Origin of the sequence: Bradyrhizobium retamae, from assembly GCF_001440415.1 — a bacterium.
GTDB classification, from domain to species: domain Bacteria; phylum Pseudomonadota; class Alphaproteobacteria; order Rhizobiales; family Xanthobacteraceae; genus Bradyrhizobium; species Bradyrhizobium retamae.
Genome location: NZ_LLYA01000153.1, coordinates 101,965 through 114,784 on the forward strand (window position 1 = coordinate 101,965; position 12,820 = coordinate 114,784).

Consider the following 12,820-nt stretch of genomic DNA (forward strand, 5'->3'; position numbering starts at 1 on the left):
GCAGAAACTGCTGCGTCGGGTCCGCTTGGGGCCGCAAACCGGACATTCGGGAGGATCCGCGCGTCTCAGAAGGGCCCACTTGCGGACATTCTGTCAGAAATGATCTAGGCCACGCGAGCGGTCCTCGAGCGGGTGATGCTCGAAGGCCGAATGCTACTACTCAAAAGTTTGATCTATTTAACCAAGTTACACGTCTCGCCTGCGACCAGGCCGGTCTTTGCCGGAAAGTTACCTGGATCAAAATTGTTTGCTGCACCGACGCTCGCAGCGTACTTCGTCCAGGGCATTGATATGAGAGAGAAGTCTTTTTGCGCGTCCGTTTTTTCGTTCGGACTATTTGGTCCTTCGTGGAAGGCCATATATTCATTTCTAGCTTCAAGCAGGACCCTCAACGCATCGTCCGGCCACCGGGTGATAGTCATATCCGCAGGGACAGGCTTGCCGGCGATCAATCGCGGGGTGCCGTCGAGATTCCGCTGATCGATGCCATGATTGAAATCGAGAATATCTTTCAGCTTTTTGCACTGGACCGACTCGGCGGCACTAAAGGACTCGGTCACGGACTCGTTCGCCGCTCTGAGAACGGCCGCTTTCTGGACGGCGTTCAGGCCATTCCAAGCCGCCTTATCGACGTGCATCCAGGATAACAGGAACGGCTGATGCCATGACGGATGATGTGCAAATCGTGCGCCAATCTGACCGATATTTTGCGTGCAGTTGGATTTGGTATCGGGCGGAATTGGGAACGCCAGCGCCGGAGCGCAATCCAGATCTCCGGCATCCGGGTCACCAAGGGGACGGGCCGGCGTTGCATTCTTGACTGGAAAGAAATCGAGAAGGTCGTCATTTGGGTTGACGTATTCGAAGCCCTGAATTGTCCTTCTTTGCATCGGCAACAGAACGGATTGGCCGCCTACAGCCGGATAAAACACGAGAGTCTTGGCGCGGATAAGGCCTCGTTTCACCAATATGTCGCATGCGCGGTCCACGACATCTTGCGGCGGGGCCAAATATCGGAGTGTCCAGCCCGCCGTGCAAAGACCAGCCAAGCCAATTCCATTCCCGTCTTTATCACAATCGGTGTCTCCTGCATTGCAGTTGGGCTTGCCAATAGGCTGCGGAAAGTAACCCGAGCCCTGCATTGTGCTGCCGACGACTGGAAAAACGATCTGGGTCCCCCCTCGGCTATCCAGGATCGATTGCGCCAATTCGATTCCGTTTCTCCCGGCTTCGTCCAACTTCGCATTGTAAAGAAATTCGAGCGTCTGCTCGAAATTCATTCCAAAGGGCACCGAATTGTAGATGAATCCCCAGCTCGGTTCTGAAAACACCGGACGTGGCATAGCGTTGGTATTTGCAAACTGTACGCCGGCCCGGAGCGCATTCACGGCGCGCCCGGTGTTCTGATCCCGTTGGAAGATGACCTTCTGTCCGGTTGGCAATGCATCCGGTCCGTTCTCATCGGTGTAATCCATCACGTTCTGGATGAATATCCTCATGGCGCCATAGCCAGGATTGTTTGGGTCGGTCGAAGTGCCGTTGCCCCGCCCAATTGTCGGGGAGCCGCTGTATTCGTTGTATGGAATGATGACGTCCGCCACTGCGGACTGACCGAAAAACGTACCGCATGCAGCAACGGTCAGTGCTGACAGAGCTCTCCCTGGTTTCATTTTGGTCCCTCTCTAATGAGTAGCGATGAGAAAACTGCATTTGATTTCCTGGCAGGCCTCGCGAGGCCGAGACCGCACCGTGGGGGCAGCGTGCGGAATGCGTTGCGGGGCGTCGCCTGCGATACAAACCAAGATCGATTTCAAGATTGAAATCGTGCCGACCGACGGCTGCCATTTTGAGGAAGCGGGGACTTCGGTACGTCGCCGCCTTTTTTGGGCAGCAATCAGCCAAGGTGCTCTGCGCGGCTGTGTGAGAACGCTACACCGTCACTGGTCCGATGTCGAATGTCTGAATCGGGTCAAAAGCGCCGATTAGAGCATCTCCCGGCCTCTTCCGGTGTTCACCGATAAGCAGACCATTTCAAAACCATGCCGAACTTCGCATTAGGGCCAACAGCGGTCATTCCGCAACCGCGTAGATGAGTGCAGCCCTCACCGGCAAGCGAGGCGGCCCATCGGGTGGAGCGGGTACAAACGCAGCAAGCCATTTGAAGCGCCTCGCCTTTACGTTTTCGGCACACAGGCTTGACCTTGACGCCCGCGCGTCGCAGGTTTCGGTGCGCCGCGCGAGGCTCGCGCGCCCAACAGGCAGGATCGATCTTTCATGGCATTCGTGCAGTTCACGCAACCGGACGATCAGCCCATCGTCATCAACACGGATAGGATCGTGACCGCCACACCACTGCCCGACGGACAAGGCACGCGCATCACCTTCAACAACGGTGGCTATCAGGACGTGAAGCAACTCATCGCTGACGTGCTGCGGCAGTTGAACATAAGCGCGTAGGCTCAGGACAATCGCCGCCTGGGCGAACCATTCCGCCGATCAAGTGAGATCGTGCACTTTCTTGAGTGCTGTCCAATGTCGCAGATGGGTCATTGAACCAGCAAAACAGCCTCAGTGCGCGCACATCTGAGGCCGTTTGAGACCTCCCGCCGGGCATTGGGCAAAATGTCGACCGGTCGGTGGCTTGGCTTTCGGAGATAGGATCGCCGATTGCTGAGGACCAAGACCAGCGCAGGTGAATCGTTCCGTCCCAATCTGAAATATCTAGCGTCCTGATCGCACCGCGGATGGCGCGCTGGCCCTGTTTTGACCCTTGAATCGCTCTGTAACCACTAATTCGGCAACCGAACACGAATTAACTGGCTATTTGGTTCGATCGGGATCCATATAGCTCCATCACCGCCGCATCACGGGCATCCACCGGTGACAGAGAGTGTTGCGCTCCCGCCATTCGAGGGGAGACATCATATGCCCCAATCTCAACGCATGTCGTCCGCCATTCCGCCGGTTGCATTTGGGCGCCCCGTCTGCCCGAAGTGCAAGGCCGAGATGATGCTCACCAGCATCGAGCCAGCACGCCCAGGCGTCGATTTGCATACGTTTGAATGTGCTGTCTGCAATCACGTAGCTACGGCCCTGGCCGCGTATGAAGATCCTATGAAGTCCAAGGCTCTTGGACGCTGGCTTCAAGGCGATTTGCACTCGCCGACGTAGTTAAGTGTAAACACAAAAGGGCAAATTAGGCCTCGAGCTCCCGGGAAACTCCGATGCGACTTTCGACCCACCGACAAAAAATTGCGTAGTAAGCAAACGCAAAAGGAGAGGAAATGAGGGATTACACATACGAACGTCAGGTGCCCACCGCGGCCTTGCATAAGGCACGAAAAGCCTTCAAGGAGGCGGACATCAAGGTAGCGATGGCCGAGTATGAACGCACCCAAAAGGCGTTCCATGCAAACCACGAGCGGTTAAAGGCGGAGCGATTGGCTCGCGACGCCGAAGCAGCGCGGAAGCTCAAAATCTGATCGGAGGCTTTCGGTCAAATCTGAGTAGCTCCTCGAACCTGTTAGGCTGAAATATCCTGCCGTACTCGTCGGTGATCTGCACCTGCCATCCGGCCCTAACTAGGGTGCTGGCGGTTGCGAAAGCTCGCATTGGACTGACGTGGCTCGCAACGACGGTTTCCCATTCTCCTTCCTCGCATGAATGCTGAATGTCCTCGCATCCTCAAAAGAGAAAAGCCGGCGGGCGTTATGCCGCTCTGCGGGACTATTAGCTACAACCACTGATGGCCCGGCACCGCCTGGTCATACGTTGGTCGGTATCTGCCCCTCAGCGAAAGCCAGCATAGATGCGTGCGCTCGACACCCCGTCCCTCTCACCATCGCGTCACTTTGACCGTGCGCCGGTCCCTTCCGGTCTTCCCCCAATAAGCGGACAATCCAGGAGCCGGTCGGCATGTCTCAAAGGTGCCAGATCCCGAGCTACGCCCCGTGTAGACGCGTAAACGACGGCCGGATTGAACTGCCAGGAGCGGAGGTTACGACGCTTTGCGTTAAGGGCCGAAAAATAGCTGACTACGAGCGCCGTCCTATGCGCCAATCGCAGGCAAAGTGCGTTATAATAGCTTTAGGCAACTCGATATCGTTTTCGCCGAGGAGGTCTAACAGAAGTTTTTTGCGTTCGATCTGCGGCAGCCTGCGAAGATCGCCGTTCCGCCAGAGGAGATCGAATGCGTAGAAGACCAGTCGATCCTGTCTACCCGCGGCGAGTTCGGCTTGAAGTTCGGAAAAGCTTGTGCGGCCTTCGTGGACTACGACAACTTCTCCATCGATTATCGCTTGGCCGGGAATGTCGAGAGCGCCAGCAATGATGGAGAACCGTTTAGTCCAGTCCAGCCCGGTGCGGGTGTACACCTTCCTCCGTCCACTGGTTACGTGAACCTGCACACGGTAGCCGTCATACTTGATTTCATGGAGCCACTGGTCGCCCTTCGGCGCCTTGGTCTTCAGGGTGGCAAGCTGGGGTTTAATGAACCCCGGCATCTCAATATGCTTTGACACTCAGGAAACTCACAAAAGCCCGCCGCCCTTTGGAGGGCAACGGCGAGCATTTTACTTGGTCGGGAAAATTCGGAACAATCTGGGGACGTGATGGCACGTGCCACTACCGAGGCTGGGCGAGCCTTCGACCGCGCGGCGATCGATCGACCACTATCGCATGTCCGCTTTTGAGCCAAGAAGCTGACATCCGCCGCGTTATTGACCATGTCCGCCTTGGGCCGATTGTGTTGAAGAAGTCGGCGCCTTAGCTGTTCTGGGTGGCGCGAGGAGACAGGCGCGCGGGAGCTTGTTTGCTATCAGGCCGGCATCGGGGCGGATAGCGGGACCAGCTTTGCCAGCTTTCGGAGGTTCTGGGCGGTGGCAGCCAGCAGGAACTCGTCTTGAGCACCAAATGGACCTCTCAGCCTGAGCCGATCGAGACGTAGGATGCGCTTGAGATGTGCGAACAGCATTTCGATCTTCTTACGTTCACGCCGCGACGTCACATAGGTCTCGGTCTTGGCGATGTCGCGCGCAACGTCTCGGGCGTTCTCGTAAATTGAACGCGGGACCTTGCGGGCGGGCATCTTCGGACAACAACGCGGCTTAAGCTCGCAGGCGTCGCAGTCGTGTTTGCTGGCGCGATAGAGCAGCGTTGCTCCATCATTCACCAGAGTGCCGGTGGAGGTCAGCACCTTGCCGGCTGGACAGACGTAGACATCGGCTTCCTGATTGTAGCTAAAGTCCCCGCGCGAGAACGTCCCATCGTCGCGGGCCGACTTGTCGAACACCGGAATGTGCGGCTCGATCGCGCGCTCGTTGACCAGCCACCCCAGCATCTCGGCTGACCCGTAGGCACTGTCAGCGGCCAGGCGTTCGGGACAGAGCCCGAGGCAATCTTCAGTGCGCTCAATCATGGTGCGTGCCGCACCGACCTCGGCCTGCCGGATAGCTCGCGTCGCCTCGACATCGACGATGATCGCCGCCTTCAGGTCGATCAGGTAGTTGTCGGCGTAGGCAAAGAACGCATGCCCTTTGTGAGCGCCGGTCCATTGTGCGGCCGGATCCGACTTGGAGATGAACTTCGGTATCGTCTCGCTGGCTGCGCCCCAGGCAGCTTCATCCAGGGTATCGAGATATTCCCGGACGGATCGGCGCGTCCTGGCAATGGCCTCCCAGTCAACATCATCAGACCCGGCGGCAGAGCGCTGCTTGTTGGAATCGGCAGCAATCAGGCTGGCATCGACAGCGAAGGCCGTCCCATCCACCAACCCTTCTGACATGCAGCGTCGGACCACAGTCTCGAACAGCTTGCGCAGCAGATCGCAATCGCGGAAGCGGCCATGCCTATTCTTGGAGAAGGTCGAGTGCTCTGGCACCTCGCCGTCGAGCCCGAGCCGACAGAACCAGCGGTAAGCGAGGTTCAGGTGAACCTCCTCGCACAACCGACGTTCGGAACGAATGCCGTAGCAATAGCCAACCAGCAACATCCGGACCAGCAGTTCGGGATCAATCGAAGGCCGGCCAGTAGAGCTGTAAAATGGCGCCAAGTGGCTCCGAACATCCGACAAATCGACGAAACGGTCGATCGATCTTAGCAAGTGGGCGGCCGGAACGTGTCGCTCAAGTGAGAACTCGTAGAACAGCGCCGCCTGATCAACCTGCCGCGGACCCATCATCGCTTCCGGTCTCCCGCCCACGAGACCCAATGAATCAGCGAACTCCTTCCGCTTCAATAGGAGAGTTTTTCAACACAATCGGCACTTTTCGGACCAAAGCCACCAGCCTGATAATGTCCGTTCACAGGGGCGGAGCGGACTTCGTCGACGCGAGCGCTGACTTGCGAGAATGACCCCGTAGCGGACATCGCTGATTTTGGCGAATGTCACCTTTCGATCTCCAACACTCATTTCTGATTTGCGGCAGCCTTCGCTTTCTGCACCCGGATCAGGAAATTGCGGACGACGGCCGCTGAATCGTTGCGGCGCGAAACAATATTGATTGGCGCCGTCGGCCGTACAGGGCCCTTTAGCTGACGGAAAACGATCCCCTCCATGTCCATTCGGCTGACAGAGAAGGGCACCACGCATATGCCAAACCCTGCGGCTACCAAATTCAGCGCTGACGTAATCCGGGGGGCCTCCTGTCCAATCGTGGGAGAAAAGCCGGCCTGTCGGCACGCGGCGTTTGTTGCTTCGAAGAACGCCGGACCTGTCTGGCGAGCGAAGATGATGAAGCTTTCCCGCTCCAGATCCCGCAACGCTATGGCTTTTGTGACGCAAGCAAGCCTGTGTCCGGTGGGCAGCGCGACGATCATCGGCTCAGTCAGCAAACGTCTGACGGAAAGCCAACCTTCCTCGTACCTCTCCGCCCGCAAGAAGGCCACATCGATGCTTTCGTCCCGCAGGCCCTTGATCAGATCAGCTGGCAATCGCTCCTCCAAGGTTAGCCTGACCTGCGGAAATTCGTCACGGAAGGAGCGAATTGACAGTGGCACGATGGGATGAAACACGCTTGTTGGTGTGGCGCCAACGCAGAGACGCCCGGTTTGCCCCCGCGCAGCGCGTCGTACCGCCTCAAAGGCACCCTCGTGCTGGCTGAGCAGCGACCGCGCAATTTCTAGGAAAACTCGTCCCTCTCGAGTCAACTCAACACCGCGCGCACGTCTCAGGAAGAGGCGTGCACCAAGCTTGTCCTCGATGAGGCGGATACGTTGACTGAGCGGCGGCTGCTGCATGCCGAGCTTCTCGGCCGCCCGTGTGATGTGACCTTCCTCGGCCACGGCCACGAAGTAGCGGAAGTGTCTGATTTCCAATGTCATATCACTGCCGATATAGCTTTTAGCAATAATATATCATACCTCATTTCGATCTGCGGCAGTATGTTTTTGCCAGTAGCGAAAGCCTGTTCTTCGCAATCTATGTCGCAGCCCTCCTCGGGCCAGCTAGGGGAGTGATCCATGGTCGCACCAAGCAAGTTCGCTCACGTCGTCTTAAACACCCACCGTTTCGAGGAGATGATCGACTGGTACGCAAGGGTGTTCGAGGCGCGAGTGCAGCACCGCGACAACCGATTGGCCTTCCTGACCTATGACGACGAGCACCACCGCTTCGCCTTCGTTAACCTCGGTCCTGCAAGAGAGGGCGCGGACGAACGGCCTGCGACGGCAACCGGCCTCAATCACCTCGGCTACGCCTGGCACAACCTCAACGAACTGATGGACACCTATGCCAGGCTGAAAAGCCAGGGCATCATGCCGTCGCGCCCGGTCCGTCATGGGCCGACGTTATCGCTCTATTATCGTGATCCGGACCACAACGGGCTGGAGTTCCAGGTAGATCTGTTGGAGGCAGAGGAAGCCAACAGATTCATGAGAGGGCCTGCCTTCGCCGCCAATCCAATCGGCGAGCCTTTCGATCCGGATGCTCTGGCGACGCGACTTGCACAGGACAAGCCGATTAACGACCTCATCTTTCGCTCGGACCAAGCCCAAAGCAAAGCTACGTCGGGTGTCCACGATCCATTGCCAAGCGAACATCGCTAACTCCTGCCGTCACGTCCGCCGGCACCTTTGCGACATGCCGGCCGGCGGGCGGAGTGTCCGCTTATCGGGTTGAACCAGAAGTCGCCGTTCGATAGTCGAAACGACGCGAATGACCCGGAGCGGACGTGTTTCGTTTTCGGCGAACGCCGCGACGACTTGAAAGCCTCTACTGCTTAGGAAGGGATGGCCGCCGCACGATAACGTCCTTACCTACTTCGATCACCATCAGATCTTCCCCGACTTCCAATGGGCCACTGTAAGTTTTGCGCGTTGGCGGCACTAGATCATCGGCGGTGGCGGTGGGTAAAACTATGTGTGAGTAAACTGCCAGCCGCGGTTTTGTTCTTTCAAAAACTTCTCCTGCCTGTTCAGGAGTAACATGATGTGCGACTATTGACTTTGCCCGCTCCGGATTGACCCCCGCACGTTGAAAGCTCTCTGGGGACGCGACCTCGTGCACCAGTAAATCTACGCCCTGGGCCGCGCGTACGAGGTCTTCCGACGTCCGGGTATCTCCAGACAAAACAACCGAGCGGCCTTCATAGTCGATACGATACCCGTAGGCTGGTTCGACCGGTGCATGGTCGACTTTGATCGCCGTTATCTTCAGGCCATTCTGTTCGAAGACAACGCCGGAGTTGATTTCGTGGGTGTTGATCACCGCACCCTCGGGGCGCGCCTTATCGTCCGAAATTCTGAAGCGGATATCAAACTCAAACGCTTGTACCAGGTGAGACACCATATTTCCGGTTCCTGGTGGTCCCCACACATCCAGCGGCCGGTTTCGGCCAGCCCCAACTAGCCAACCAGTTAGCCAGACATCCGGAAATCCAACGACATGGTCGGAGTGAAGATGGGTAAAAAAGACCCCATCGACGTCCTGCCATCTGACTTTGATTTGCGCGATACGCTGTATCGCGCCACGGCCAGCATCGAAGAGAAATTTCTTGTCGGCTGCCTCGACCAATATGCTCGGGCCGAAGCGGTTCATCACAGGAGGAGGATTTCCTGTGCCAAGCAAAGTTACGCGTATTTCCTGGCAGTATGCGGTGCCCGAAACGATGGTCAATGCGAGGCCTGAAATGAATAACGCCCTGCTTAGCTGAGTTAAAACGCGTTTGGTAAACATTTGAGCGCTCCTCATGGAGAGCTGGAAATTGTTCTGAACTAACCTTGGCCGCAATACAGGCCGTCTACTATGCATTTTCAGCTGGGCAATTACAATTGTTAGTTGTCCCGGCTCCTTGCAAAGTCGGGTGAGGTCGGTTTTTAGGGAATAATCTTCCAGAAACTCTTTGTTGGCAGCATCTCGCATGGACTTCTTACTCCTTCCGAAAGAAGAGCGAAGCTAATCTTGCGCGTCTACCGCCTTAAACAGGAAGTATCCACAAATACGATCTCGCAAGTCAGTGATGGACGAGTGCTGCCTCCGCAGGTGCGGCTTTATGGGACCCCACGAATACAAAACGGGATGCCACGGAAATCTCTGCGTCAGCGCGGCCATCTTGGCCGATGAGGATTAGTCCCGCTCCGCCATTGGCTACAGTTAATATGACCGGCTCGCCTTCCCATGTTTTGATCGGCTCCATTCCGATAATGAGAAATTCACCGATCGGCTGATCCAGGTATTGAAGCCTCAGGTGCGGAGCGATCTCCGCTGCCGCAAGACCAAAACCTAGCTGTTGAGCGCGGGCATAAATTTGCCCCAGCGACGCAGTCTCGGTCTGAAAGCCGAGTTCGGCCGCCGATACCGTAAAGAGCTCCAGGTCCGTTTTCGTGAGGCTGAGGGTAAACGCCGGTCGAGCAAGAATTTCCCGAGCCGAGCCTCCGGTACCACAACCTACTGCGTGCAACGCGTTACGAAGAGCAAACGAATCTGAAAACGTCCCCACTGTAATCTTCTTCCACACCGGAACATCGACGGCGGATCTGACTAGAGCCTGCGGCATAACAGGTGAGGACGTCTTCTTGAGCCTCAGCTGCTTTTGCAAACCATCCCTCGCCGTGCATTGAGCTCGGGTCTCGCTCGCGAACACGAGGCTGCATGTGCAGAGCAGCATAAGGACGATAGCGCCATGCCATCCTGTCGAATGACGTGGTGTTGTGGCATCTCGCCTCCAGCGATTCGAAGTGACGTAGTCGATGTCGCCGGGGGTGATACCAATATCCGTTAGCTCCCGTTCGCTCAGGTGGCACAATTCAGTGCGCAGCCTCTCGCGCTTGCGCCACTTTTGAAATGCATCCCAATATACTTCCAAGGGGCTGAAGACTTGCCGCTTTGCGGTTGCCTGTCCCAGCTCGGTGGCTCCATGGATCGTGCTCATTGCGGTGTTTCCGGGGGGATTGTTTCACCCGGACGAGAATGCCAAGACATGCGCTGGCGCGCCTAACCGGTGGCTTACATTTTCCTCACCGGCAGCTTATTCTTTGCACCAGCGGCGGGAGACGCCCTTTTGATGAGCGAATATCACGAGGGAGAATGAAAGCTTGCGTTATCTCTTTGAGGATTACGCATTGGATACCGACCGGCGCGAACTGCACCGCGGAACGGACGTGATCGTCGTCACACCCCAAGTGTTCGATCTGCTTGTTTACCTGATCTGCAACAGAGAGCGCGTCGTCAGCAAGGACGACCTCGTGAGCGCCATCTGGAAGGGACGCATCGTCTCTGATGCGGCCCTGACAACCCGCCTGAATGTCGCCCGGAGCGCGATCGGCGATTCCGGCGAGAAACAGCGCCTTATCAGGACATTGCCACGAAAGGGCTTTCGCTTCGTCGGTACGGTGCACGAAGGGGATAGGCCTTCTGGTGCTGCGGTCGTCTCAGACAGCCGCGTCGAATCGTTGAAACCCGCACTCGCGCTCCCCGACAAGCCCTCGATCGCGGTTCTGCCGTTCGAGAACATGAGCGGCGATCCCGAGCAGGAGTATTTTGCGGACGGAATAGTCGAGGAGATCACCACCGCGCTTTCCCGGTTCAAATGGATTTTCGTGATCGCGCGCAATTCGAGCTTCTCTTTCAAAGGCAAAGCCGTCGATATCAAGGAGGTCGGGCGCAGGCTTGGTGTGCGCTATGTTCTAGAGGGGTCTGTGCGCAAGGCTTCGGGGAAGGGTTCGGATTACAGGACAGTTGATTGATGCGGTGACGGGCACGCACATTTGGGCGGACAGGTTCGAGCGTGACCTGACGGACGTTTTTGCTCTACAGGACGACGTGACGGTCGCCGTCGTCTCAGCCATTCAGCCAAAATTGTTTCAAACAGAAATTGCAGTGGCGACGCGGCGGCGACCGGATAGCCTCACCGCCTATGATTTCCTTCTTCGAGCCATGCCGCAGTACTACCTATCGACCCGCGAAGGGTTTGCCGAGGCGATCAGGCTGGCTCATCACGCTTTGGAGCTAGACCCTCAGTTCGGCTTTCTCGCTGCTCTGGCAGGCGACTGTCACATGCGAAATGTCCTTTGGGGCTTTTCCACCGATCCTCAATTCGAGCGCAAAGAAGCAGTTCGGCTTCTTCGTTTGGCATTGAGCGCCGACACTGATGATCCAGAAACGTTGGCATTGGCCAGCGCAATAACCGTGTTCATGGTCGGCGATTGTGAAAGTGCAATTGAAATGGCTGACCGGGCGGTCGCACTCAACCCCAATTCATTTCTGGCATGGGGCAACAGAGGCTGGGCCTATAGAATTGCGGGACTGCAGGAAGAAGCGGTCAGGAGCTTTGAGCGCGCCATTCGCGTGAGCCCGAGAGACCCGCTGCTATATCGAGTGCTTGTTGGCATAGGGTCCGCCTTTATCGAGCTTCGTCGCTTTGACGAGGCCATCGTCGCGGGGAAGAAAGCCCAGCGTCAGAACATCTCCTTTCCGTCAACTTATCGCTGTCTCGCGTCAGCGTTCGCCCATCTCGGACGTGAGGCCGAGGCGAGTGAGGCGGTGGCGCGGCTGCTTGAGGTCGATCCCGCCTTTACGATATCCGGGTGGATCGCTCGGGGTTGGCCAATAAGCGCGAAGCTATTGACGGAGGGCCTTCGGAAAGCGGGGTTGCCCGAATAAGCCCGCGCCGCTCGCGCTGATAGGTGATCGGATAGACCCCTTTTTACTGCGGTGCACGAGCCTGGATTTGGCACCTTTGAGACATGCCAACGAACGCTGAAAATGTCTGCTCATTGGGGTAGATCGGAAGTTGTCGGCGCATAGTCGAAATGACGCGTTTGACCCGAAGCGGACACACGAACGATTGACACCTTGGATCGGATTAGATTGTCTCAAGTTCAGCGGATGCGCTCAAATGGGCCGCCCCGGATACATCAGCCGCGCCACCCCGCTGGAACTCAAAGAGAAAGAGTGCTGCATGCCGAAGGGCGCTTTGTTTTTGATATTGACGCTACTAACGAGCGTAACGATCGTTCAAGGCTGTCTTTGGATAAGAGGCATTAGACCATCACCTCGAACGAGTCTGTGGGAACGTATGACTTGGGAAGTTTTTCCCAAGGATGATCAGCAAAGACAATATTTGAAGCAACGATTTTTGACGGGGATCGTGGTGCTTCCAATCGTAGCATTTGCGGTCCACACACTTCTTGAAAGGATTGCTGGATAGATGTCGCGAAACGTCCGCAGGTGGCCCTTTTGAGACATGCTCACTGGCCCTGACTAGGTCCGTTTACTGGGGAAGACCGGAAGTAGCGCGCAGACGACCAAAGTGACGCGATTGACCCAACTCGGACTTCAGCTCTTACCGAGATAGGCGACGGTTTCGATCTCCACCAAGACTTC

11 protein-coding genes are annotated in these 12,820 nt (G+C 56.8%); 5 read left to right on the forward strand and 6 right to left on the reverse strand.

Annotated elements, in window-relative coordinates:
• Positions 1-173 precede the first annotated feature (173 nt).
• Positions 174-1,601, reverse strand: coding sequence for a type 2 periplasmic-binding domain-containing protein (locus tag CQ13_RS17745; protein ID WP_057844132.1), 1,428 nt, complete (start codon positions 1,599-1,601; stop codon positions 174-176).
• Between the two features lie 673 nt (positions 1,602-2,274).
• Between CQ13_RS17745 and CQ13_RS17750 the strand changes: the two genes are divergently transcribed.
• Complete coding sequence (locus CQ13_RS17750; protein ID WP_057844133.1) at positions 2,275-2,457, forward strand: hypothetical protein; 183 nt, start codon at positions 2,275-2,277, stop codon at positions 2,455-2,457.
• 827 nt (positions 2,458-3,284) lie between these two features.
• Positions 3,285-3,482 (forward strand): hypothetical protein, encoded by a 198-nt coding sequence (locus CQ13_RS17760; RefSeq protein WP_057844135.1) that lies wholly within the window; start codon positions 3,285-3,287, stop codon positions 3,480-3,482.
• Positions 3,483-4,034: 552 nt separating this feature from the next.
• Here the strand turns inward: CQ13_RS17760 and CQ13_RS17765 are convergent.
• The 3 genes from CQ13_RS17765 to CQ13_RS17775 all read right to left on the reverse strand — a co-directional run bounded on the left by CQ13_RS17765 (position 4,035) and on the right by CQ13_RS17775 (position 7,320).
• Positions 4,035-4,520, reverse strand: a complete 486-nt coding sequence (locus CQ13_RS17765) for an ATP-dependent DNA ligase (protein WP_245309214.1) — start codon at positions 4,518-4,520, stop codon at positions 4,035-4,037.
• Between the two features lie 296 nt (positions 4,521-4,816).
• Entirely contained in the window at positions 4,817-6,178 is a 1,362-nt protein-coding gene (locus CQ13_RS17770) for an IS1182 family transposase (protein ID WP_057844136.1), read from the reverse strand.
• Between the two features lie 227 nt (positions 6,179-6,405).
• Positions 6,406-7,320 (reverse strand): LysR family transcriptional regulator, encoded by a 915-nt coding sequence (locus CQ13_RS17775; protein ID WP_057844137.1) that lies wholly within the window; start codon positions 7,318-7,320, stop codon positions 6,406-6,408.
• 138 nt (positions 7,321-7,458) lie between these two features.
• Here CQ13_RS17775 and CQ13_RS17780 point away from each other — a divergent pair, with 138 nt between their 5' ends.
• Positions 7,459-8,043, forward strand: a complete 585-nt coding sequence (locus tag CQ13_RS17780; protein WP_057844138.1) for a VOC family protein — start codon at positions 7,459-7,461, stop codon at positions 8,041-8,043.
• A gap of 166 nt (positions 8,044-8,209) precedes the next feature.
• Here the strand turns inward: CQ13_RS17780 and CQ13_RS17785 are convergent, their stop codons facing one another.
• Complete coding sequence (locus CQ13_RS17785; protein WP_156433731.1) at positions 8,210-9,358, reverse strand: MBL fold metallo-hydrolase; 1,149 nt, start codon at positions 9,356-9,358, stop codon at positions 8,210-8,212.
• Between the two features lie 91 nt (positions 9,359-9,449).
• Positions 9,450-10,367, reverse strand: coding sequence for a DUF1127 domain-containing protein (locus CQ13_RS17790; RefSeq protein WP_082637521.1), 918 nt, complete (start codon positions 10,365-10,367; stop codon positions 9,450-9,452).
• A gap of 190 nt (positions 10,368-10,557) precedes the next feature.
• Here CQ13_RS17790 and CQ13_RS45695 point away from each other — a divergent pair, with 190 nt between their 5' ends.
• Together CQ13_RS45695 and CQ13_RS45700 are read left to right on the forward strand one after the other, a co-directional pair.
• The gene (locus CQ13_RS45695; protein ID WP_245309215.1) at positions 10,558-11,181 is read left to right on the forward strand and encodes a winged helix-turn-helix domain-containing protein; all 624 of its coding nucleotides are present in this window, start codon (positions 10,558-10,560) and stop codon (positions 11,179-11,181) included.
• The gene (locus tag CQ13_RS45700; RefSeq protein ID WP_245309216.1) at positions 11,174-12,097 is read left to right on the forward strand and encodes a tetratricopeptide repeat protein; all 924 of its coding nucleotides are present in this window, start codon (positions 11,174-11,176) and stop codon (positions 12,095-12,097) included. The genes CQ13_RS45695 and CQ13_RS45700 overlap by 8 nt, the downstream gene beginning before the upstream one ends.
• Positions 12,098-12,820: the final 723 nt, after the last annotated feature.

Coding starts and splice junctions, on each gene's coding strand:
- CQ13_RS17750 (WP_057844133.1), top strand. CDS start 2,275: ATGGCATTCGTGCAGTTCACGCAACCGGACGATCAGCCCATCGTCATC.
- CQ13_RS17775 (WP_057844137.1), bottom strand. CDS start 7,320: ATGACATTGGAAATCAGACACTTCCGCTACTTCGTGGCCGTGGCCGAG.
- CQ13_RS17785 (WP_156433731.1), bottom strand. CDS start 9,358: ATGCGAGATGCTGCCAACAAAGAGTTTCTGGAAGATTATTCCCTAAAA.
- CQ13_RS17770 (WP_057844136.1), bottom strand. CDS start 6,178: ATGATGGGTCCGCGGCAGGTTGATCAGGCGGCGCTGTTCTACGAGTTC.
- CQ13_RS17790 (WP_082637521.1), bottom strand. CDS start 10,367: ATGAGCACGATCCATGGAGCCACCGAGCTGGGACAGGCAACCGCAAAG.
- CQ13_RS17780 (WP_057844138.1), top strand. CDS start 7,459: ATGGTCGCACCAAGCAAGTTCGCTCACGTCGTCTTAAACACCCACCGT.
- CQ13_RS17760 (WP_057844135.1), top strand. CDS start 3,285: ATGAGGGATTACACATACGAACGTCAGGTGCCCACCGCGGCCTTGCAT.